Annotated in this window: 26 protein-coding genes; 21 read left to right on the forward strand and 5 right to left on the reverse strand. The window is 32.2% G+C overall.

Annotated features, from left to right (window positions below; all coding sequences use genetic code 11):
* The first annotated feature begins 623 nt into the window (after positions 1 to 623).
* The 3 genes from MKX31_RS09465 to MKX31_RS09475 all read left to right on the forward strand — a co-directional run bounded on the left by MKX31_RS09465 (position 624) and on the right by MKX31_RS09475 (position 2,427).
* Complete coding sequence (locus MKX31_RS09465) at positions 624 to 977, forward strand: hypothetical protein (protein WP_088046814.1); 354 nt, start codon at positions 624 to 626, stop codon at positions 975 to 977.
* A gap of 280 nt (positions 978 to 1,257) precedes the next feature.
* A complete protein-coding gene (locus tag MKX31_RS09470) occupies positions 1,258 to 1,914 on the forward strand; it encodes a DUF6944 family repetitive protein (protein WP_088046815.1) in 657 nt (218 codons plus the stop codon).
* Positions 1,915 to 2,148: 234 nt separating this feature from the next.
* Entirely contained in the window at positions 2,149 to 2,427 is a 279-nt protein-coding gene (locus MKX31_RS09475; RefSeq protein ID WP_098110990.1) for a hypothetical protein, read from the forward strand.
* 119 nt (positions 2,428 to 2,546) lie between these two features.
* Here the strand turns inward: MKX31_RS09475 and MKX31_RS09480 are convergent, their stop codons facing one another.
* Complete coding sequence (locus MKX31_RS09480) at positions 2,547 to 2,684, reverse strand: DUF3956 family protein (protein WP_000443219.1); 138 nt, start codon at positions 2,682 to 2,684, stop codon at positions 2,547 to 2,549.
* A 190-nt stretch (positions 2,685 to 2,874) separates the two neighbouring features.
* Here MKX31_RS09480 and MKX31_RS09485 point away from each other — a divergent pair, with 190 nt between their 5' ends.
* The 7 genes from MKX31_RS09485 (at position 2,875) to MKX31_RS09515 (ending at position 7,817) form a co-directional block, all read left to right on the forward strand.
* Entirely contained in the window at positions 2,875 to 3,273 is a 399-nt protein-coding gene (locus MKX31_RS09485) for a CHRD domain-containing protein (protein WP_064477318.1), read from the forward strand.
* A gap of 376 nt (positions 3,274 to 3,649) precedes the next feature.
* The gene (locus tag MKX31_RS09490; protein WP_098110989.1) at positions 3,650 to 3,901 is read left to right on the forward strand and encodes a DUF3947 family protein; all 252 of its coding nucleotides are present in this window, start codon (positions 3,650 to 3,652) and stop codon (positions 3,899 to 3,901) included.
* Between the two features lie 619 nt (positions 3,902 to 4,520).
* Entirely contained in the window at positions 4,521 to 5,021 is a 501-nt protein-coding gene (locus MKX31_RS09495; protein ID WP_103655312.1) for a sigma-70 family RNA polymerase sigma factor, read from the forward strand.
* Positions 5,011 to 6,033: an anti-sigma factor gene (locus MKX31_RS09500; protein ID WP_064477315.1), complete on the forward strand. Its 1,023-nt coding sequence runs from the start codon at positions 5,011 to 5,013 to the stop codon at positions 6,031 to 6,033. Before MKX31_RS09495 ends, MKX31_RS09500 begins: the two co-directional genes overlap by 11 nt.
* Positions 6,015 to 6,326, forward strand: coding sequence for a hypothetical protein (locus MKX31_RS09505; protein WP_064477314.1), 312 nt, complete (start codon positions 6,015 to 6,017; stop codon positions 6,324 to 6,326). The genes MKX31_RS09500 and MKX31_RS09505 overlap by 19 nt, the downstream gene beginning before the upstream one ends.
* Before the next feature lie 235 nt (positions 6,327 to 6,561).
* On the forward strand, positions 6,562 to 7,098 hold the full coding sequence (locus MKX31_RS09510) for a C1q-like domain-containing protein (RefSeq protein WP_064477313.1): 537 nt from the start codon (positions 6,562 to 6,564) through the stop codon (positions 7,096 to 7,098).
* Positions 7,099 to 7,214: 116 nt separating this feature from the next.
* Positions 7,215 to 7,817, forward strand: coding sequence for a C1q-like domain-containing protein (locus MKX31_RS09515; RefSeq protein ID WP_340981554.1), 603 nt, complete (start codon positions 7,215 to 7,217; stop codon positions 7,815 to 7,817).
* A gap of 718 nt (positions 7,818 to 8,535) precedes the next feature.
* Here the strand turns inward: MKX31_RS09515 and MKX31_RS09520 are convergent.
* On the reverse strand, positions 8,536 to 8,961 hold the full coding sequence (locus tag MKX31_RS09520; protein WP_081257454.1) for a GIY-YIG nuclease family protein: 426 nt from the start codon (positions 8,959 to 8,961) through the stop codon (positions 8,536 to 8,538).
* 418 nt (positions 8,962 to 9,379) lie between these two features.
* Positions 9,380 to 9,574: a hypothetical protein gene (locus MKX31_RS09525; RefSeq protein WP_000412573.1), complete on the reverse strand. Its 195-nt coding sequence runs from the start codon at positions 9,572 to 9,574 to the stop codon at positions 9,380 to 9,382.
* 269 nt (positions 9,575 to 9,843) lie between these two features.
* On the opposite strand from MKX31_RS09525, the gene MKX31_RS09530 reads away from it, so the two are divergent.
* The 5 genes from MKX31_RS09530 to MKX31_RS09550 all read left to right on the forward strand — a co-directional run bounded on the left by MKX31_RS09530 (position 9,844) and on the right by MKX31_RS09550 (position 14,024).
* A complete protein-coding gene (locus tag MKX31_RS09530; RefSeq protein WP_088046820.1) occupies positions 9,844 to 10,857 on the forward strand; it encodes a glycoside hydrolase family 25 protein in 1,014 nt (337 codons plus the stop codon).
* 177 nt (positions 10,858 to 11,034) lie between these two features.
* Positions 11,035 to 11,886 (forward strand): peptidylprolyl isomerase PrsA, encoded by an 852-nt coding sequence (locus MKX31_RS09535; protein WP_064477310.1) that lies wholly within the window; start codon positions 11,035 to 11,037, stop codon positions 11,884 to 11,886.
* Positions 11,887 to 12,375: 489 nt separating this feature from the next.
* Entirely contained in the window at positions 12,376 to 12,594 is a 219-nt protein-coding gene (locus MKX31_RS09540; RefSeq protein ID WP_000864293.1) for a hypothetical protein, read from the forward strand.
* 228 nt (positions 12,595 to 12,822) lie between these two features.
* A complete protein-coding gene (locus MKX31_RS09545; RefSeq protein ID WP_064477309.1) occupies positions 12,823 to 13,230 on the forward strand; it encodes a hypothetical protein in 408 nt (135 codons plus the stop codon).
* A 458-nt stretch (positions 13,231 to 13,688) separates the two neighbouring features.
* The gene (locus MKX31_RS09550; RefSeq protein ID WP_064477390.1) at positions 13,689 to 14,024 is read left to right on the forward strand and encodes a YolD-like family protein; all 336 of its coding nucleotides are present in this window, start codon (positions 13,689 to 13,691) and stop codon (positions 14,022 to 14,024) included.
* A 217-nt stretch (positions 14,025 to 14,241) separates the two neighbouring features.
* Here MKX31_RS09550 and gerPF read toward each other — a convergent pair whose 3' ends face one another.
* Positions 14,242 to 14,457: a spore germination protein GerPF gene (gerPF, locus tag MKX31_RS09555; RefSeq protein ID WP_001141565.1), complete on the reverse strand. Its 216-nt coding sequence runs from the start codon at positions 14,455 to 14,457 to the stop codon at positions 14,242 to 14,244.
* 209 nt (positions 14,458 to 14,666) lie between these two features.
* Between gerPF and MKX31_RS09560 the strand changes: the two genes are divergently transcribed.
* From MKX31_RS09560 to MKX31_RS09580, 5 genes are all read left to right on the forward strand, one after another.
* Positions 14,667 to 15,002: a hypothetical protein gene (locus MKX31_RS09560; RefSeq protein WP_064477308.1), complete on the forward strand. Its 336-nt coding sequence runs from the start codon at positions 14,667 to 14,669 to the stop codon at positions 15,000 to 15,002.
* A 41-nt stretch (positions 15,003 to 15,043) separates the two neighbouring features.
* Positions 15,044 to 15,244 (forward strand): hypothetical protein, encoded by a 201-nt coding sequence (locus tag MKX31_RS09565; protein ID WP_064477307.1) that lies wholly within the window; start codon positions 15,044 to 15,046, stop codon positions 15,242 to 15,244.
* Positions 15,245 to 15,376: 132 nt separating this feature from the next.
* Complete coding sequence (locus MKX31_RS09570) at positions 15,377 to 16,084, forward strand: SDR family oxidoreductase (RefSeq protein ID WP_064477306.1); 708 nt, start codon at positions 15,377 to 15,379, stop codon at positions 16,082 to 16,084.
* Between the two features lie 187 nt (positions 16,085 to 16,271).
* The gene (locus tag MKX31_RS09575; RefSeq protein ID WP_154132010.1) at positions 16,272 to 16,931 is read left to right on the forward strand and encodes a DUF6944 family repetitive protein; all 660 of its coding nucleotides are present in this window, start codon (positions 16,272 to 16,274) and stop codon (positions 16,929 to 16,931) included.
* Between the two features lie 134 nt (positions 16,932 to 17,065).
* Complete coding sequence (locus tag MKX31_RS09580; protein WP_064477304.1) at positions 17,066 to 17,278, forward strand: YqaE/Pmp3 family membrane protein; 213 nt, start codon at positions 17,066 to 17,068, stop codon at positions 17,276 to 17,278.
* Between the two features lie 68 nt (positions 17,279 to 17,346).
* On the opposite strand, the gene MKX31_RS09585 is transcribed toward MKX31_RS09580, so the two are convergent.
* Positions 17,347 to 17,556: a KTSC domain-containing protein gene (locus tag MKX31_RS09585; protein WP_000977083.1), complete on the reverse strand. Its 210-nt coding sequence runs from the start codon at positions 17,554 to 17,556 to the stop codon at positions 17,347 to 17,349.
* A gap of 465 nt (positions 17,557 to 18,021) precedes the next feature.
* On the opposite strand from MKX31_RS09585, the gene MKX31_RS09590 reads away from it, so the two are divergent.
* A complete protein-coding gene (locus tag MKX31_RS09590) occupies positions 18,022 to 20,412 on the forward strand; it encodes a transglycosylase domain-containing protein (protein WP_340980695.1) in 2,391 nt (796 codons plus the stop codon).
* The last annotated feature ends 193 nt before the right edge of the window (positions 20,413 to 20,605 follow it).

Below are 20,605 nucleotides of genomic sequence, written 5' to 3' on the forward strand. Positions count from 1 at the left end.
GCTAGAAAAATCGATGTTCATACACAATGGCAATTGTAAAGCTGATTCGCAAAAATGACGAATAACGTGCTTTTTTTATTTTCTTTATAAAGCGCATGCATATTCATTGATTTACAGATATGTATTACATGAGCATAGTGTTTTTGATAAATAATAGAATGGTTATAAGATGGGAATAAACGGAAATGCAATTATATGAAAAAAGGTCCTGTTGTTTTCAACAGGACCTTTCCTAAAATGGCAAAGAGTAACTCTTACCTTACTCTTCTCGTATATAATACATCAAAAAGATAGATGTGTATACAACAAGAAATTCCAATATAATTATTTGAATATAGGGTTTAAAAATGATAAGGTGGAATTTTAAATAAGGAATTAAATGACAAATGTTGATTTGTCAGGTGATTCAAATGAATTTCTATCAAATTGTAGTTAATAAAGTAATATTGAGATAATAAGATATGCAATTTTGCATACCGGATTTTAATAGCGAACAAGAGTATGAAATATCTAAATAATACGGAAGTTGAGGGAGAGTAATACTAAAATTTCATTTGTTTTTTACTGTAATAAATAAATTCATTTGAATAGAGTCGAAAAATAGAGGTTTGCCTTAGTCATTTATGAAAGTCAAGAATATTTATAACCATAGGAGTAAATACGCAGGTCCGATTTTTGTAATGATGGAGGGAATTGATGTGGACATAACTCAAAGCATGGCAAGAATAGTGGTAAATGGAAAGGATCTTCCGTTTATTTCAGTTAGAACTTCTGTATGGAATCAAGGACCTGTAAATGATTTAATTGTTTCGACAAACTTGAGAGTCGAGGAGCTTTATCAGTTTATGTGGTCGCAAGTGCCAGTAATGCTTGCGATGTATTTTCTTCAAGGAGCGGACTTAATGCGGTTTGCTAGAATTAATGGGATTAATCAAAGGGGAATGGGAGAATATATATATCATTTCACTTGGGGATAAAACGAATGTAATGTAGCTTAACAGCTGCTTTTTTATTTTGTAGAAAGAAAGTGGGGATTTTAATACCTTACAAATGTATAGTCATTAAAAAAGAAGTAGCAATATGTATAAAAATAATACAGAATTACGCTCAATATATGAGCATGATTTCTTAGAAAATTTGCTTTTATAAAGCAACCTAATAAAAGAGGGAAAACGAAGAGATAATTTGAATTTTTAACAGGTAGATGTGGGATTGAATAAGATGAAAGTAATTACTTAATGTTGGGATAGGTTATAAATGGAGAACCAACTAAAGGAAATATTTGGTGCGTTAATAGCAGCTATAGGTACAATAACTGCCGCTATTGGAAGTACACCTTTTTATTTTATAAGCAGTAATGTAAGGAAAGATTTGAATGTATACGGGAACGTATTACAAGCAGTTGGAAATGCTTTAGAGGCTGATGGTCAAGGGGAAATATCGCTTGAAAAAATCGGAAATGAAATTCAATCAATTGGTAATGTAACTGTAATATCTGGATTGGTTATTGAGTTTAAAGATGAAACAAAAATTAAATTAGTGATTGCTGGGAATTGGACACAGGCTTTAGGAGGACTTACAGCATTAGCAGATGAATTTGAGGATACTTCAGATAAAGATGAATCTTTAAATATTGTAGGAAACTTATTGCAAGCTATAGGGAATTCATTGCAAGCAATTGGGGGTATTTATGAACTGAAAACTAATAGAGAAGAGAGACAGTATGGTAAAGAAAATCAATTAAATGATATTGAAAAAAATTCAAACATTCAAGTGAATAGCGAACCGAATGAAAAAAATAAAGAAGGTCAACTTATAGAAATAACAGGAAGTTGGATACAAGCCGTAGGTTCCGTAATTTCATTAATTGGACAAATACGTGAAGAAAGTGAGGAGTTGGAAGGGAGCGATTGATAGACTAGCTTAAAAAATTAAAATGTAACTATGTTCTAAAACGACAATGAGTAATTTTCACCTTTTTTTGATGAACCATTATTATATGAAAATCATATAATATATTGTAGGACAAGCAACCAGCTTATAATCTATTAAATACTCAAAGAGCTTACCTTTTATATATCTTCGCATCTACTGATCTAGATGCTCTTTTTTATTGAACAAAACAACCATTTGGATAGGAGGTTAATAATGGGGATGACATTAGAAGAATTAGAAAAGTGTTATAATAAAGCCTTTATTGAGGGAGCAGAGTACGTAGCTGTTCAGATTGAAATGGATGGATTTCATAGCGATGAAGTAATTATTAACGACAAATACAGTATAGATTCTAAATTAAAGTATTATAAGAAAACATACAATGAAAATTTAGAACATAGATGGATTCCAGGGATTCGTATTGTAGGTTTTGCATATGGCTATTCGTTCTCGGAAATTCTATATGAATTAGGGTTGCTAGTGAAGAAATGATTAAACAAATAGCAGTTATTTTACGCGATGCCGTGCTTTTAGTGGTGTCTTTTTTGTTGTGAAGGAAAGATATAAATAAAAAGAGAGCCTAAGCTCTCTTTTGAATAGATACCTAACGTTTATGCACAGATTGGAATTCCTAATGCTATTAGGGTCAATGCTACTTGAAGAGAAAGTTCTAATCTAGCAATTTCGATTCCAGCGACTGAGACCACTAAAAGAGGTTGTCCATTAACGAACAAAACACAACTTTCCATACTTATGCCTCCTTCCGAGTAATCTAATATAGTATATGAATAAAAATTTAATACGTAATAGTCAGATTATAGAATTGATAATTTAACCTATGGTATAAAAAATTTAAGTAGACTAACAGCCGATTTATTAACACCATATATGAAGGGCAAGAATATATTAGGAGTATATAAAAACGTAGGAGTGGTAAATATGTTCTTTGCAAAGTTACGCGGTAGGAATGAAGTTCCATCAGTAGAAACAGATGCTCGAGGAGAGGCTTTTTTTAAATTAAGCCTGGACAAGCTTAGCTTAAAATTCAAATTAGATTTATTCGATATAGAGGATGTAGTTGTTGCCCATCTGCATCTTGGATCAAAAGGAACGAACGGTCCTGTTGTAGCTTTTTTATTTGGACCTATAACAAATCCAGTTTCAATAGAGTGTGCAACCCTCACAGGAATGATTACTCAAGATGATTTGATAGGGCCGTTAGCGGGTCAAACATTAGGTAACCTTGTAAATGAAATCATATCTGGAAACATATATATTAATGTTCATACAGTACAATATCCTAATGGTGAAATTCGTGGACAATTGAAGTATTGCTAATGAATTATAGTATTGTAAAAAATAAAGCATCCGTTGAGGGTGCTTTTATTTGGAGGAGGATGTATTAATAAGTCATATACCTTTAATAATCTTGAAAATTCATTTTCATAGTTTCAAAAGTAAATGAATTTAATTAGACGTAGTTAATTCACTATCTCTTTAGTTTGTGAATCTATTGACAGAAAAATCAAAATCAAACACCCTCTAAAATTAAATTAGTATTAGTAGATGAACCTTGTAAATGAAATATGAAAGTGTAACAGATAATAAAAATCTTTAAACCTAATCAAAGCTAATAGATTAACTCTCCGCACCCACTGAAATAAAGAATCATAACATAAATTGTAATTACTTTTACGGAAGTGAGTTGAAAATAATGTATTATTCATATTTTGCTTCTCAAGCAGGTATGCGACCAGCGTATGGTACATCAAAAACGTTTAGCGGAGCACAAAGTACAGTTCAAGCTGTTCAACAAGCGTTACAAATGCAACAACAAATGCAAATGCAGCAACAAGGTATCCAGCCGTATTATTCATCTACGGAGTATTTTTACCCAGTGCATCAAATCACACCGTATGGAAGTTCTTTTCTTACTATCCCATATGGAACTGTATTTAATCTATAAATTGAAAGTTTAATTAGTAGGGGCAAGTATCCCAAACCGATTATTAGTCCTCACAAAGTGGACATATACGGACGATCCGGCTCCTACCTATCTTTCTTGCATGTTCCGAAATTTTTTTTTGAGTCTTATTACCCGCAAATGGAGAGGGGGATATGTAAGCGTCAAATAGTTCTCAACTACAATTTGTAAATAGTCGATGAGATAATCTCCGTACATACTACAAGTGTTTTTGATGAGATGATACCGATTAAAGAAAAAGTGAGGATTACTTTATCATGAAAAATGATGGTTAGTGGCTCTGTATGAAAGGATACATAAATATTTACTTACGCGAACCTGGTTGAGATGTAAAAACGAAGTCCTATCTGTGGTTATTTTGTACAGGAAGATTGTCCTAAGACTATCAAGTTACAAGAGTAGGAGAACATCTGAGTCGTTTTTTGACTGTTTTTGAAAGATATTCACAGTCATAACATCACATGTTTTGTTTATAATTGTAAATAGTTATTAAAATGTATAAATGATGTTTTTTTTTAAATAAAAAATAAAAAAGAAAAAAGGAAAAATAATGCAACTTTTTAATTTGTTTATTCGTGTTATGTATGAAAGGAGGAGGGGGATGGAGATTGAAGAAATATATAAAGTTTATATAAACGATGTGTATCGGTATTTATTTTCCCTTTCTCGTAGCCATCACGTAGCGGAGGACTTGATGCAGGAGACTTTTTATCGGGCGTATCTTTATTTAGAAGACTATGAAAACCAAACGGTAAAATCATGGCTATTTAAAGTGGCATATCATACGTTTATTGATTTTGTTAGGAAAGAGAAAAAAATAACCTTTGTAGGAATGGAGGAATTAGAGACAATACAAGCAGGGGAATCTACAGAAGAGTATGTAGTCGCAAAAAATAGTTGCGAGAAGTTAATTCAGATTATTCATACTTTGCCGGTGGTAGAGGCACAATCTATTTTATTATGTGACGTACATCAATTAACGTACGAAGAGGGTGCTTCTGTACTAGATTTAAAGGTAAATACGTATAAAAGTCACATATTTCGCGGGAGAAAGAGATTAAAAGAATTGTTAAAGGGGGAAAAGAGTCAAAATGACAAATGATAAACCTCATTCTGAACAAGATAATTATAAAGAATTGTTACAAGAAGCTCTTCATCAAAGACCGGCTTCACTTCCTGATGGAAAACAGGAACAAGTGTTGAAAATAGGTAAAAAAAGAGCGCGTATTACGAATGTTTTGATTGTATTTACTTTTTTACTACTTATTCAACCTATTTTATATATATCTACACTCTTATATTATACAGTGGCACCTACAAACGCAATGGAGATACGGAATGTAGTAAATCAAACGTTAAGTGTAACAGAATCAAATGTATTTTTGAAAGATAGGGACATGGAGCAAACATTGCTACCGCTTAGTTTGCAATTGCATTTTGATTTGTATAAAAGGGTAGGAAAGAAAGATATTCGAATAGGAGAAGAGAAAACAGATTATGTATTAAGTAGAGCAACGAAAGTAAGCCGTGAATATACAACAGATGAAAAAATTCCAGAAGTCCCATATGTAGATAACGAGGTGTTGTCTCATCCTAATAATTATAATGTGTCCTATAATAGTAGCGAAGAAGCGCAGGTATTAAAGGGTCTTCCGCAAGAATCTGTTGTAGAAGCATTTGTATCTTTTAGAGAATTATTAAGTGTACAAGAGGTAACGAATATGTTTCCTACTATTGATATTGTGTGGTATGCCGTTAATACAGGATTAGAGGAGAAGCAAACGAATGAAGAGGGTATGTATGTAGCCCCGATTGGCTTTCCAGCAGATATGATTTCAAGTCCAAGTGGTGCTTTTGTAAGTGATTTACCTCATGAGGAACAATTTATTGATGTGTTAAAGTCATTACAGAAGCATGAAAATTTAGCAGTGAAGCTATCTAGAGCGAAAGTATTAGAGTTGTCAAAGCGTATTTCTTTCCTTGAAAAAAATGGGATAAAAACATACGGGGCAGTTGTAACTGGGCCTAAAGTAGAAGTTGAAAAATTGATGAGCCACGAAAAAGTTAGAAAATTGAAAGTAGGTGAAGCGAGGTTATGGAATTGGCATTCTTAAAAAAAGGACAGAATCGTATGTATAAACAGGAAACGTGGATGGGGACTATTTCATTAATTATTGCCTTTCTAGCGTTATTGTATTTGAACATTATATTGCTTATTCAAGAAACATTTATAGGTAAAAGTTTTCTGCAAATAGTTGGTATTGGAGTGGTGTGCTCAGTCATAGGTATGATTACCAAAAACAAAAGTCGAAAATATGCATTGTGGGCATGTAGTTTATTTATTTTTATACTGCTGTTTTCTGTATTTGGATTTATGCTAGGTTGGATGATAAGCTTTGGGCCATAAAAAAAGAGCGAATGTAGATTCGCTCTTTTTTATGTATAAAAGTAAACTAGATAAGAGAAGAACTTATGAAATTTGAATAGTAAGCATTATACATCTAGGTTGAAGTTTTATTGATATGTTTTCCGCCCGTGTATATATAAATAGGCGCAAATTTTGGACTAAAACAATAGCTCGTCCAAACATTGCCAATCCCTCTTACATAATATGTAGTAATAAGCATGAAAGGGGAACTAGTATGTCTTGTTATTACTACTGTAAGTATTGTAAAGAGTATAAAAAGAAACAGCATGATTGTTGTAAGTGCACGAGTAAGTGTAATGACAACGAGGAGAAGCTTGTTAGGGCATCTGCATTTAGAGCTAGAAATACGGTGAATCAAACAGTTCCTGCCAATACTTTTGTAAAGGTATTGTTCCAAAATGAACAATTTGATTTAGCAAATGAGTATAATCCAGTAACGTCTATTTTTATTCCGAAGACTAGGGGAGTTTACTCTATTATTGGAACGATTGGTTTCTTTCCAAACGATCCTAGCTTAAATTATAGAGCTCGTGTAGAAATTCGTGTAAATGGAAACGCAGCAATAGCTATAGATAATGACTTTTTCGGTCCAATAAGTTTTGGAAATGTAGTAAGTGTTTCGACGATTATTCAATTGAATGAAGGAGATCAAGTTGAGGTTTATGCACAAAGTAGCATAGACGGAGTTTTAAGCACTTCGGAAGACGGCTCACATTTTGAAGCTGCAAGATTCCCTTCTCCAATTAAATAAAGTCGAACATACAGAAAATAAAGAATAATCCTCATCGAAATGGTGGGGATTTTTTTTGTTGAAAATAGTATCAGTTTGTCCAAACTATTCTAATCTATATTGCATAGTATGTAATAATAAATAAATATAAAGGGGGACTTACTACGTCATATTATTACTGTAAGTATTGTCAAGGTTACAAAAATAAAAGTCATGATTGCTTTAGAAAAAATAGTCAATGTGATAGAAAGTATGTACAAGTGAATTGTTGTGATGATAAGAAAGAAAAGCTTGTAAGAGCGTCTGCGTTTAGAGCTGTTAATACAATGAATCAGCCTGTTCCGGAAAATACTCCTGTTAAAGTATTATTTCAAAATGAACAGTTTGATCTAGCAAATGAATATAATCCTGCAACATCTATTTTTACTCCGAAGACTAAAGGGGTATATAGTGTATTAGGGAATATAACATTTTCTCCAAATGATTTTAATGTAAATTACAGAGCTAGGGTTGAAATTCGTGTGAATGGAAATCCAGCAATAGCAATCGATAATGATTTCTTTGGGACCGAGGTATTTTTTAATAATGATGTTTCAGTAACGTCTATTTTGCAATTAGAAGCAGGGGATTCAGTTGAAGTTTTTGCTGAGAGTAGTGTTGCTGGAGTAATTGTTCAAAATGTTAATGGTTTGAATACAGTTCATTTTGAAGCTGCAAGATTTCCTTCTCCAATTAAATAACGAAGAGAATATATTACTTTTCAGTAGGTTTAGTTAATCCCCTTTACCAAATGGTGGGGGATTATTATTGTTTTTCTAAAATATATAAGTAAATAGGTTAATTATAGTTTGTTTCAGGAGAATTTCACATGCTAGGATGTAAGGTTGAAAGTGCTAGCTTATTATGGGTATTAGATATTCTGCAGGTAATAAAAAGAGTAAAACAAAAAAATGTAACATGGTTGTGAAAATTTTTTGTTTTACATTTGCCAGTTGTCTTATAGAATAGCAAAGACATCTTGACTTATGAATATATATAAGTCCGTATAATTACGGTTTTTTTCTTTACTATATAGAAATTACATATTTAACATAGGTTTGTGTAGTTATTGCTATTGAATGGAAAGGAATAACATTAAGGCGATTACACTATATAAAAATAAAATTAATCCTAAGATGAGTAGTATGGGATACAACTTGAACATGTTGGACCTCCTTGAGTATATAAAGAATTTTAATAAATATTTGGTCAATTTAGAAGGGGAATGTATGAATGAGAATTGAATAATACACTAATTTAACAGCGATTAGTTTAAAGGAAAAAGAGCATGACATAGCTATCAAGCTCTTTTTTCAATGGCGAAGAATAAGTCTTTATATTGTCTTGTTATCCGCTAAAAACCATAGCGGACTTTAAGGGAGAGTGCCAAACTCTATTAAACTAATTTATGATCTGAGCTCATGCCCATTCATAGTTCTGAGTAGTTATTTTTTTATCAATTAATCCTCTTTGTCCAAAGCTGATAACTTCTAAGGCTTCTCTTCCTATATAGTAATTCGTACATTGGGTGTTTTCTAGTGGAGTATGCCAAGAAATTAAAAGTGCTTCTACATCTGATAATTTTTGCTCAGAATATTTACCTCCATTAGGAAATTCTAACATCCCTAACCTTACATGGATGCCTCTTGCCCCATGAATCCATTCTTTGTAATGTTCATTTAATCGTTTCGAAAAACTTCTTTTTGTTTTTCCGATATATAGTAATTTTTCCTTCCCACGATACACTCTATAAATTGCATATATACCTTTTGAAAAAGCTTCTTCATAATGATTGATTTCAGATAAATTATAAAGTTTAGACCACCTAATATGTACAATAGTCATACATCTCACCCTTTTATCAAGATATTAAAATAAATCGTCTTTTTTCAATTTCTCAAAAATCGAAAGAAAATGCAAGGATTATAGTGAACGTATAATAAATAAAGGAGTATTGTTGATTACACATTGATTAAATTGTTTATAAGCAGCAGGTAGATTGATCGCTCGTAAAATATAAAAGTGAGCAGGTTTATGTGTACAGAATGAGAGATAAATAAAAAAAAGAGCATACATAAAAAGTACGCTCTAAAGAAAGATAGGTTTTATGAGTGGATAATCTCCATACGATAATATATGCTCGATTAATAAAAACGTGTAAAAAATCAATAGATTATCAATGGAATAACATGAAATGAGTAATTTTGGTCTATTCCCGTAGTCGCGGAGCTAACCAAATTGTAAGGATTGCGAATAGAATGGATTAACAACTGGATAATGATCGTACTTCAGTTTCGTATTTCTTATAGTTTGGATATTGCGTAATAGTTTGACACTTAGGTGTGGAAAGTTGATTAATTATAGAAACATTTGTAATTACCTCGTTACAAGGACCGAAAAATGTGATTTTTAGTTTTGAGTTTGGTGGAACTTTGACCACGATAGGTTTTTTTTCCATGAAATCAGCTCCTAAGACGCAGTATTGTATACTGCGTTTTTTTGTTTAGATTAATATATAATATGAAATTTTTAGTTGAGTTGATAATGATATGGAGTTTGATGGTGTGATTAGATTATGAAAAATTAGTAGAAACTTAATTAAAAGATCGTATATTTTGAAAAATAATATAGATTTTCTTTATTTATAGTATAGATAGCTAGTATTAGGCATAAGGGGCTTTCAATAAGTCAAGCTTTGAATATGATATTAAAAGGGGATGAATTGTATTGGGGTATATTATCGATATTTCAAAATGGAATGGAACTATTGATTGGGGTATTGCAGCATCTCAGCTAGATTTAGTTATTGTTAGAGTTCAAGATGGCTCGAATACGGTAGATTTTATGTATCAAAATTATGTGAATGAAATGAAGAAACGCAGTATTCCATTTGGTAATTATGCATTTTGTCGTTTTATATCTATTGCTGATGCAAGGAAAGAGGCACAAGATTTTTGGAGTCGTGGCGATAAATCTGCTAAGTTTTGGGTGGTGGACGTAGAAATTCAAACGATGATGGATATGCAAGGGGGGACACAAGCGTTTATAGATGAATTACGCCGTTTAGGTGCGAAAAAAGTAGGGCTATACGTGGGGCATCACACGTATGTATCATTTGGAGCACGTAATATTGAAGTTGATTTTTTATGGATTCCTCGTTATGGAGGAAAGAAGCCAGCATATCCGTGTGATATTTGGCAATATACTGATACGGGAAATGTTCCTGGTATTGGGAAATGTGATTTAAATCAATTAATAGGAAATAAGTCGCTTTCTTGGTTTATAGGCTCGGATCAAGTAAATCAATCTATTCAATTTAACAGAGAGAATACACAGCAATCAAATGGTATTGGTATTGCAGTTTCGAAATATTCTGATGGATATGAAATAAACCTATATGAAAATCCTGCGAATCCTCAGTTTACAGGTACAATCACTCAAAAAAATCCATATTTAGTCTTACATGGTTATTGGGAAGACGCAGATAAAGATATGATTTGCTTAGGCAATGATAAACAGTGGGTATATGTAAAACATTTTGATGTAGAATGGTTTTATGCAGTTTCAAAATATTCTGTTGGGTATGGAGTGAATTATTATGCAGAGCCTGAATGTATAAATTATAAAGGAAATATTGATGGATCAAAATCTTTTCGTGTGTGGGGCAGAGCCAAAAATGCGGTAGATATCGGGCAAAATAATTGGATACTGGAAGAACATGTAACTATTAAGAATCTATAGGAATACGTAAAGGGTCATTTTACTGATACATAGTAAGATGACCTTTAATATTTGAACAAAAAAGAACATGATACATAGCTTATTCAAATGAAATGAATTACATGTGGAAAACACATTGTTAACACAAGTACATTGTATAGTTATTCTTATAGAATAATAAAAGTGAGGTATTTTGAATTGAAAAAGAAAAAGCTATTTTTAGGAACAATTATTTCATGCGTAGTACTGGCATTATCGGCATGTGGTTCCTCAGACAATGTAGTAACATCAAAAATAGGGAATGTTACAGAGAAAGAGTTAAGTAAAGAATTAAGACAAAAATATGGGGAAAGTACTTTATACCAAATGGTGTTAAGTAAGGCGTTGCTAGATAAATATAAAGTTTCAGATGAGGAAGCAAAAAAACAAGTAGAAGAAGCAAAAGATAAAATGGGTGACAACTTCAAATCGACTTTAGAGCAAGTTGGATTGAAAAATGAAGATGAATTAAAAGAAAAAATGAAGCCAGAAATCGCATTTGAGAAAGCGATTAAAGCGACTGTCACAGAAAAAGATGTAAAAGATAACTATAAACCAGAAATGAAGGTAAGTCACATTTTAGTGAAAGATGAAAAGACTGCTAAAGAAGTGAAAGAGAAAGTAAATAATGGAGAAGATTTTGCAGCTTTAGCGAAGCAATATTCAGAGGATACTGGTTCAAAAGAACAAGGTGGAGAAATAACTGGTTTTGCTCCAGGGCAAACGGTGAAAGAATTTGAGGAAGCTGCATATAAATTAGATGCAGGACAAGTAAGTGAGCCGGTAAAAACAACTTACGGATACCATATTATTAAAGTGACAGATAAAAAAGAATTGAAGCCATTTGATGAAGTAAAAGATCAAATTCGTAAAGATTTAGAACAGCAAAGACTACAAGATACGACAGGTAAATGGAAACAACAAGTAGTTAATGATTTATTGAAAGATGCTGATATTAAAGTGAATGATAAAGAATTTAAAAATACATTTGAATTTCTAGAAAAGAAATAATGATTGGAATTAGAAAAGGGAACCTATATAGGTTCCCTTTTCTAATTAGTGTGTGTGTTATAAATAGATAGTAAGACAATATAATATTACATTTAAATATTAAGAATTACAATGGGAATTTATGTAATTATTTTAAATAGGAATGATCAATGCTTCATAGAATGTTGATATTATAATGTTTCGTTTGCTTAATTTCATTAAATATAAAGTGGATTTATTAATTTCATCCCACTATTTGCATGTAGTCTGATTGGCGTGGGCTAATTAAAACCTGAATTGATTTAAGTTTTTCTTTATTGAAGTGGATAAACATAATTTACAGAATGAAACATACAATAGTATTGAAAAAATATTGATATTAAATGAAGTGAAAGCAGAGCATTCTACTAAAAAAGGATGTTCTTTTTAGTATGAAATTTTTAGGATATAGAAAGAATGCTTTTAAACGAATTACTTAATAGATAAATATATTATGTAGGAGGAGAAAATATGAAAGTAATTTTTCAGAGAGAAGGCGGGGGGAAGGTTTTTGAATCGCATGATGAAGATATAAGTAACTTATTAGCTATTTTAAAAGAAACGAAAGGGATTAAGATTGGGATGGTTGACTATGAAGTATTAAAATACGAATTAGAGTATTTTCGTAACCCAAAAAAAGCAGTAACGGAGAGGGAATTACATATAATAGTACAACCAAAATATATGTAGTAAGGGGAGATTATGTATTCTTAAACAGTATGTACGGAAAGAGAGTGTTTACATTGCTCTCTTTTCTATAGAAATTTTGTGAGTTCGTTCTTTATAATATATGCTTTCATTTATAGTTGGTTAATAAACTTGAAAAATTAAAACTTTTTAGTTTAGGCAGGGATTTTATATTCGAGTAGATAAATGTTCATATAAAGTGTTTTTCATACAAATATTGGAGGAGTAAAAATGAGTTTAGCAAGTTATATAGGGTGCAATGTAGAAATTCCGTTAACGAATCCAGATTCCAATGATGTAATTGTTTTTGGATCGTGCTTTTCAGATGAAAGTATGCTTGAAATTGTACAAGAATTTCAATTTCAAACAAGTTACACGTATGAAGTTTCAACGAGCTGGGGCATTGAACTTGTTGAGTGGCAAATTGAAAAGGAGAAGAAAGATGCTAAAAAAAAGCTATTAGCTTTATGCTCGATTATGGAAGGTTATTTAAATGAGGGGGACTATTTTGAATTATTCAGTTGTTGGGTTGGTGATGAAGATCAGGAACGAGTGGGAGAATTAAAATTAAAAATAAATCATTTTAATATAGATGAGATTTGTATTCCGGAAAGAACGCTTGTCAGGATAGAAAAGTAAATATAGAAATATACGTTATTAGAAAAAAGCGACTTCTCTTTGTATGAAGTCGCTTTTTCTGTTGATATGTGAACGGCCTATTATATAAGAAGTGAAAAGCTCATTTGATGAAGAAAAAATAAATGATGGATAAAAATATAATTTAAATCATTCCAAAAGAACGTAGGTTCGTGTATAATTAGAACGAATGTTCTTGTGTGTGTACATAGTATACGAATAAGAAATAAAGTGAAACTTTAATTAGCGAGGTGTTCATCGTCCGTTATTTATTAGCTTTCACCAATTAAGCGTTTACGGGCAGTTGATTTTCGTATTACCTCCTCGCATATAGCGGATTTTGAGGTAGGAGCTCCACTACCTGTTAATGCGGGATAAATATGAGCCTAGCAATTATTAACGAATAATTGAGGAACAATATGTGTGAAATAGAATGGATAAATGATCAAGGAGATAAAGAAATGAATGATGTAAAGGTGCAGAAAATAGAAAGAGAATGGGTTCCATTTACAGTAATGTCGGAACAGTTGTTAAGTATGCGAAAGGTTGTTGTAGAGAAGTTTAAAGTACAAAAACCGTTCTTAACAAACGAAGCAAAAGAGAGAATTTCTGATAAATTATTAACGTCATTATTGTCTGAGAAAGAAATATTGGTGACATATTTTGAAGATGGATACATCCTTACAAGTTATATGACAGTTGTGCATATAAATCCGCTAAAGCACAGTGTAATATGTACTGACGCATTTTATAAAACTTACGTATTTAATACTTCTGATATTATTGAAATAACGTAAGGGAAGCTGAAATTTCAATTTTAGCTTCCTTTACGTTATGTTAGATGAGGGATATAAATAATGAAACGAAAAAGCAGCTAGCTTCATACTAGCTGCTGAGCCCCAGGGAAAGGGAGAAAAAGATAGGGTACTCCAAAAATCAATAATAGCTGTGTAACAGCCTGATTATAGTATAGACAAATTTAAAATTCCTAAACAGAACGATGAAAAAATAGGATTAGGCTGTACCCACTTGGTTTTGATCTGCAAGGTCAGAATCAAACGTATTAGTCGCGCTCACGCCATTAAAAGTATTAACAACAAAACCAACATTTGAAGCACCAGATCCATTATAAGCCTTCGTATTTTCTTTCGGAGAAACGTTGTAGAAATCACCTAAATTAAATGAACCGTTACTATTTTGTACAACTAAATTCCCTACAACTGAGGGCATAGTTTTCACCCGCTTTACAATCATTTGTTAACACTACTATATGGTCTTATAGTCCAAATGGTTCATGTAACAAAAATTGTGGAATAGTAAAACGTTTGAAGTGTAGCTTAATCCCGTAATAAAAGTATGCTAAAATTAATGTAAGGTTGAGTAATTAATAATAACAATTGTATAATTAATATATACGAAATCGAAGGAGGCAAAATGTAATGAATAATGTTATAAAAAAAGTAGATTTAACAGATACAAAATCAAGTAATCTTGTTGCGCTTATTTATAGCAATGAAGTTATTTTGGTTGAAGAAGCATTTTGTCCAAATGAAATAAAATTAAAGTTTAATGAAATTGCAATTTTATCGGCTATTAAAACAGCACATATAATGAAAGTAACCATGAGAAAAGAACTGGAAGCAATTTTTCATGACACTGGTGTTTTATTTGTGAAGCATAGTGTTGATTATGGTAACAGTCAATCTATCACTATGCATTTTGAACAATTCAAAAAGTTGCAAAATGAGATTGAGAATTTAAATAAAAATAGGTAATCAGACTAGATGAAGATTCTTTCATAGAGGTGAACTGTTCTATGATGAAAAATTGGTTTGAAATTTTTTCAGATGTATCTCACTGTAAGCATAAATATGGTTTTATTAAGATGCAGGATAATGAAGATTTTAAAAGAAGTAATCTACGTGTAGCTTTTATGTATCGGTGTGAGAAATGCGGGAAAGAGAAGCGGAAATATAAAAGCAATAACGAAATGAATAATGACTTTTTTGATATATAAGCAAGAGTAACTGTTATGGTTACTCTTTTTGCTTACATAAAAACTCCTACTAAAGTATGAAATGAGTTGATACTTTAGTAAATGGCTGAATGAAAAGGGAGAGTGTAAAATTTTATAAAGGAGGAGAGGTACATGCAACGAAACGAAACTGGAAAAATTGTAATGATTACAGGAGTGACGCAAGGATTAGGTCGTGCAATGGTTGATCGATTTCATGAATTGGGATGGAATATATATGGCTGTGGACGTTCAAAAGATAAAATTGAAGAATTGAAAAAATATTACGGTAATATACATGATTTTCAAATAATCGATGTTTCAGACTCCCAGCAAGTAAGTAGTTGGGCAAATTATATACTTCATAGAAATAGAGCACCAGATTTGCTAATAAATAATGCATCGATTGTTAATAAAAATGCGCCACTGTGGAAAGTAACCGCTCAAGAATTCGAAAATATAATGAATGTAAACGTAAATGGTGTAGTAAATGTAATTAGGGCATTTGTCCCAGCGATGGTAGCTAGGAAAGAAGGAATGATTATTAATATGAGTTCTAGTTGGGGCCGAGAGGGAGAAGCTGAGCTTGCGCCATATTGTGCCTCAAAGTTTGCAATTGAAGGTATCACGAAATCTATGGCACTTGAATTACCCTATGGTATGGCTGTTGTTGCTTTAGATCCGGGCGGAAGTATCAGTACCCCAATGCTGTATTCATGTGCACCACAGTATGTAAATGAATCACCCACACCTGAAATGTGGTCACGTAATGCGATTAAATTTATATTAAATATAACAATAGATAAAAATGGAGCTTCATTGACATGCCCAGAATGTACGTAAATATATATTGAGTTGCCATATTTTTAGTGATACACACTTTGTCCAAAAAAGTACCTTTCAGGTGCTTTTTTTGTATGATTAGCACATTATAGAATGCACAAAATTACATATAGAAAATAAATATGAGTTAGAGGATACCATTTATGTATTTCGAAAGCACTAGAAAATTTCTAAATAGGTGATAAAAATGAATCCAAGCGGTTTAAAAGTGACAGGGGCATGGTTTCAAGTAGGAGGAAATCTTACAGCGGCTATTGGGACGACAAGAGGATTTATTGGAGAAGAGAAAGTTGAATCGGATCTTGTAATTGTAGGAAGCTCATTACAAGCCCTCGGGTATATATTACAAATTATAGCGAGTAATGATACCGGAGATGAACCTGAAAGAGAAAATCAAAATATGTGTTTGGAGAATAAAATTGAAATGCTTGATAAAATGGGCATTGAGTTATTAGCATTAGGGAATATATCAAATATAATAGGAACATATTTTAATATACATGAACAATTGAAAGAGAATGATTATCTTATAATTGTCGGAAACAGTTTACAATCGATTGGTGCATTTTTAGGAGTGGAAGCGGCTTTGCTTCAGATGAAAGCAATACAGAGAATTATTATATTAGGTAATTCTCTGCAAAGTTTAGGTGCTGGACTTCAAGCGTATCAAGGTATTATTAATGTATCAAAGAACGAAATAGAAAAGGAAGACAGTACGGTTGATAAGAAAAATGAGAGAATAATAGCACTCATTGGTGTTTGGATACAAGCGATAGGAACTTCTATTTCTGCGATTGGATTAACTATAATAGAGGAAGAAGAAAGATTAGAAAAAATAGATATGTGAAAATACACATTTGATAAAGGTAGGGAAATTTCAATTTTACATATGTGGTAAGATTGAAGTAGTAGGTTTTTAGGCATATGAATAGAATATATAAGAATAGAGATAAAAAATACAAAACAAGGAGTTTTCAAGAGATGATGTATTTATTGGCAATTCTACTACCACCTGTAGCTGTATTATTTTGCGGAAAACCATTTCAAGCAATCATTAACTTCATATTAACATTAATATTTTGGGTTCCAGGAGTTATACATGCGATATTAGTTGTACATGATAAAAAAGCAGACCGGAGATTAAAAAAACAAATTCAAGCATATGATGAAATGAATAAGAGGGATAGAAGATAGCTAAGTCGTGAAATGATTAAAAAAAGAAAGGGGGGACTACCTCCTTTCTTTTTTCATTCTGTTTAAGTTTAAATTTTAGTATAGCGGTAAGAATTTTTAATATAAGTATTGTGATAATTAGTTTTAGATTGTGCACTTAATAAACCGGTGTAAATATTTTCAGGCACGTTAAAGAAATCATACATTCCATTCTTTAATTGAATGCGTAAAATCATAGAAAAAGGATTATAGCCAACAGCAACTATATTTTTTGAACTCACGGGAGATAGCTTCATCATTACGCAACTCCTCACTTTTCATTTTTTATTATTTCTTGTAGATGTTGAGTTTGTGGTGTTGAAATCCTTATAATTAAAGAGGTATTATACTTATATGCAATATATTAAATGTTTGTTATACGTAATAATAAGGAAGTTCACACGAAGTACATATCGTTGTGCTATTTTTATTTCACCTTTGATTTATAAATAAGAAAATATTGACCATTTGAAAAAAAGGTATATTATTTATACGAGGTATAAAAATTCACTTTTTACATTCTATGCTTAAAGGGGCAGCATTATTAGGGTAAATAGAAGTGAAAATAGTTTGTATACGAAGAATTCTAAAAATTATAATCTGTGAATTAGGAAAATATTGAATGCTCCAGGTCAATATACTTTCTTAATTAACTTCAGTTTAGAAAGTGACCTCAATATTTTTAAGTAAATCAACGGGAGAATTGAAAGGCAGGAGAAAGTAACATGTCAGAAAATTATCGTTCTCGAGAGGAGCGACGACAAGTTAAAAAGAAAAAACAGCCAGCTTCTAAAACACAAAAACCAAAAGGGAAAACATCGTTCTTTCGTAAGTTTTTAATTACTTGTTTATTACTTGGTATTGTTGGTTTAGTGGCAGGGGTTGCTACCTTCTTCGTAATGATTAAGGATGCACCAAAACTTGAGAAAGCAAAACTTGTTAATCCGTTATCCTCAAAAATTTATGATAAAAATGGCGATTTGGTTTATGAATATGGGAAAGAAAAACGGACGAATGTTACGTATGATCAAATTCCTAAATTAGTAGAAAATGCATTTTTAGCAACAGAAGATGCACGTTTTTATGAGCATAGCGGAGTAGACTTCAAAGGTACTGCCCGTGCTGTGTTGGTGAGCCTTAAAGGAGATTACGGTTCACAGGGTGGAAGTACGATAACGCAGCAGGTTATTAAAAACTATTTCTTATCGATGGAAAAAACATCAAAACGTAAGGTTCAGGAAATATATTTAGCGTATAAGCTAGAACAACAGTATTCAAAACATGAAATTTTAGAAATGTATTTAAATAAAATTAATTTAGGAAACCGTTCGTATGGTATCGCAACAGCAGCACAAAACTACTATGGTAAAGAATTAAAAGAGTTAACATTACCAGAAGTTGCGATGCTTGCAGGTTTACCGAAAGCACCGAATAACTATGATCCAACGAAAACGGACAATATTCAAAGAGCAACAGAAAGAAGAGATGTTGTACTAAAATTAATGAATCGACATGGTTATATTACGAAGGCAGAAATGGAAGAAGCTTCGAAAGTTAAAGTAACAGATGGACTTAAAACTGCAACTGTACAAGCAATGCCATATCCTGCATTTATGGATGCAGTTGTGAAAGAAGTAGAAAAAGAATTGCCAGATGCTAATATTGGTTCTGACGGTTTGGAAATTTATACAACTTTAGATAAAGATGCACAGAAAGCTGCTGATAGGATATTAGATGAAAATATTATTAACTATCCAAATGATAAATTCCAAGGTGCTTTCACATTTATGGATACGAAAACAGGTGAGGTTCGTGCTATAGGTAGTGGGCGCGGTGAAAATAAAGCAGTATTTAAAGGGCATAATATGGCAATTGAATTAGATCGTGCAGCTGGTTCGACGATGAAGCCAATCTTTGATTACGGTCCTGCAATTGAATACTTAAAATGGGCTACGTATCATCAAATTGATGATTCTCCATTTAAATATTCAACTGGACAAGAACTTCGAAATGCGGACAGAAGTCATTTAGGCCCAATTACTATGCGTGAAGCATTAAAAATGTCGCGTAACGTTCCAGCAGTTAAAACTGCAAAAGAAGTAGGACTTAATAAATCAAAGGAATTCTCTGAGAAATTAGGTATTACATTTAATAAACCGCTGGCAGAATCAACAGCTATAGGTACAAATGAAGTTTCACCAACTGAAATGGCGGGTGCTTATGCGACATTTGGTAATGGTGGAAAGTATGCAAAACCGCATTTTGTTAAGAAAGTAGTTTATCCAGACGGCAAGTCACAAAGTTTTGAGCAAAAACCAAAACAAGTTATAGCTGACTCTACAGCATATATGATCACTGATATGCTTCGTTCAGTAGTAACATCAGGTACTGGTACAGCAGCAAATATTAGCTCTTTAGATGTAGCTGGTAAAACAGGTACAACAAACTATGCTTCAAAACAATTAGCTCAATATAACATTCCAGAAAGTGCGACTCGTGATAGTTGGTTTGCAGGTTATACGCCGCAATATACGATGGCGGTATGGACTGGATATATGAAAGATGGTAAAGACGAGTATATTAGTAGTAAAAATACGAAAATTGCACAGTTGATCTTTAAAGAAATGATGAGTGAGTTTGCTACTGACAAATCACGCTTTAAAATGCCAAGTAGCGTTATTCAAGAAGGTAGTGAGCTACGTATAAAAGGTGAAAAACGTGATTCTTCACCAAATACGAGCGTACCGGATACAACGGAACAACCAAAACAAGATCAAAAGCAAAAAACTGAAGAAGAGAAAAACAAAGAAGAATTAAAGAAACAAGAAGAGCTTAAAAAACAAGAAGAACAAAAGCAACAAGAGGAACTGAAGAAGCAAGAAGAACAAAAGAAACTAGAAGAGCAAAAGAAACAAGAAGAAGAAAAGAAACAAAATGAACAAAATAATGGAAATGGCCAAGGAACGACACCTCCAGCAAATAACGGAGGAGGCCAAGGAAATACAACACCTCCAGCAAATAATGGAGGAGGTCAAGGAAATACAACACCTCCAGCGACCACACAACCAGATACTGGCGGGAATGCAGGAGAAGCCCCTGTCAATAATGGACAATAAGAGAAGTTAATAAAAAGCACTTAAGATTTGTAAAAATTACAATCTTAAGTGCTTTTTTATCGTTTAAATTAAAATGTTGATTATTGATTTCCTACAGAAAAGTCTATAGTAAGCAGTTTATAGGTTTTTAGGATTAAATAGTTGTTCTGTGAAATTACTACATAATTTTCTATTTGAAGTATTATTTTCGTTA

Origin of the sequence: Bacillus sp. FSL M8-0063 (assembly GCF_038005545.1) — a bacterium.
In the GTDB taxonomy this organism is placed as follows: domain Bacteria; phylum Bacillota; class Bacilli; order Bacillales; family Bacillaceae_G; genus Bacillus_A; species Bacillus_A wiedmannii.

What these genes read in the sequence shown, in the direction of transcription:
- MKX31_RS09465 (WP_088046814.1), top strand. Translation starts at nt 624, where the DNA reads ATGAAAGTCAAGAATATTTATAACCATAGGAGTAAATACGCAGGTCCG.
- MKX31_RS09470 (WP_088046815.1), top strand. Translation starts at nt 1,258, where the DNA reads ATGGAGAACCAACTAAAGGAAATATTTGGTGCGTTAATAGCAGCTATA.
- MKX31_RS09475 (WP_098110990.1), top strand. Translation starts at nt 2,149, where the DNA reads ATGGGGATGACATTAGAAGAATTAGAAAAGTGTTATAATAAAGCCTTT.
- MKX31_RS09480 (WP_000443219.1), bottom strand. Translation starts at nt 2,684, where the DNA reads ATGGAAAGTTGTGTTTTGTTCGTTAATGGACAACCTCTTTTAGTGGTC.
- MKX31_RS09485 (WP_064477318.1), top strand. Translation starts at nt 2,875, where the DNA reads ATGTTCTTTGCAAAGTTACGCGGTAGGAATGAAGTTCCATCAGTAGAA.
- MKX31_RS09490 (WP_098110989.1), top strand. Translation starts at nt 3,650, where the DNA reads ATGTATTATTCATATTTTGCTTCTCAAGCAGGTATGCGACCAGCGTAT.
- MKX31_RS09495 (WP_103655312.1), top strand. Translation starts at nt 4,521, where the DNA reads ATGGAGATTGAAGAAATATATAAAGTTTATATAAACGATGTGTATCGG.
- MKX31_RS09500 (WP_064477315.1), top strand. Translation starts at nt 5,011, where the DNA reads ATGACAAATGATAAACCTCATTCTGAACAAGATAATTATAAAGAATTG.
- MKX31_RS09505 (WP_064477314.1), top strand. Translation starts at nt 6,015, where the DNA reads ATGGAATTGGCATTCTTAAAAAAAGGACAGAATCGTATGTATAAACAG.
- MKX31_RS09510 (WP_064477313.1), top strand. Translation starts at nt 6,562, where the DNA reads ATGTCTTGTTATTACTACTGTAAGTATTGTAAAGAGTATAAAAAGAAA.
- MKX31_RS09520 (WP_081257454.1), bottom strand. Translation starts at nt 8,961, where the DNA reads ATGACTATTGTACATATTAGGTGGTCTAAACTTTATAATTTATCTGAA.
- MKX31_RS09525 (WP_000412573.1), bottom strand. Translation starts at nt 9,574, where the DNA reads ATGGAAAAAAAACCTATCGTGGTCAAAGTTCCACCAAACTCAAAACTA.
- MKX31_RS09540 (WP_000864293.1), top strand. Translation starts at nt 12,376, where the DNA reads ATGAAAGTAATTTTTCAGAGAGAAGGCGGGGGGAAGGTTTTTGAATCG.
- MKX31_RS09545 (WP_064477309.1), top strand. Translation starts at nt 12,823, where the DNA reads ATGAGTTTAGCAAGTTATATAGGGTGCAATGTAGAAATTCCGTTAACG.
- MKX31_RS09550 (WP_064477390.1), top strand. Translation starts at nt 13,689, where the DNA reads ATGAATGATGTAAAGGTGCAGAAAATAGAAAGAGAATGGGTTCCATTT.
- gerPF (WP_001141565.1), bottom strand. Translation starts at nt 14,457, where the DNA reads ATGCCCTCAGTTGTAGGGAATTTAGTTGTACAAAATAGTAACGGTTCA.
- MKX31_RS09560 (WP_064477308.1), top strand. Translation starts at nt 14,667, where the DNA reads ATGAATAATGTTATAAAAAAAGTAGATTTAACAGATACAAAATCAAGT.
- MKX31_RS09565 (WP_064477307.1), top strand. Translation starts at nt 15,044, where the DNA reads ATGATGAAAAATTGGTTTGAAATTTTTTCAGATGTATCTCACTGTAAG.
- MKX31_RS09570 (WP_064477306.1), top strand. Translation starts at nt 15,377, where the DNA reads ATGCAACGAAACGAAACTGGAAAAATTGTAATGATTACAGGAGTGACG.
- MKX31_RS09575 (WP_154132010.1), top strand. Translation starts at nt 16,272, where the DNA reads ATGAATCCAAGCGGTTTAAAAGTGACAGGGGCATGGTTTCAAGTAGGA.
- MKX31_RS09580 (WP_064477304.1), top strand. Translation starts at nt 17,066, where the DNA reads ATGATGTATTTATTGGCAATTCTACTACCACCTGTAGCTGTATTATTT.
- MKX31_RS09585 (WP_000977083.1), bottom strand. Translation starts at nt 17,556, where the DNA reads ATGATGAAGCTATCTCCCGTGAGTTCAAAAAATATAGTTGCTGTTGGC.
- MKX31_RS09590 (WP_340980695.1), top strand. Translation starts at nt 18,022, where the DNA reads ATGTCAGAAAATTATCGTTCTCGAGAGGAGCGACGACAAGTTAAAAAG.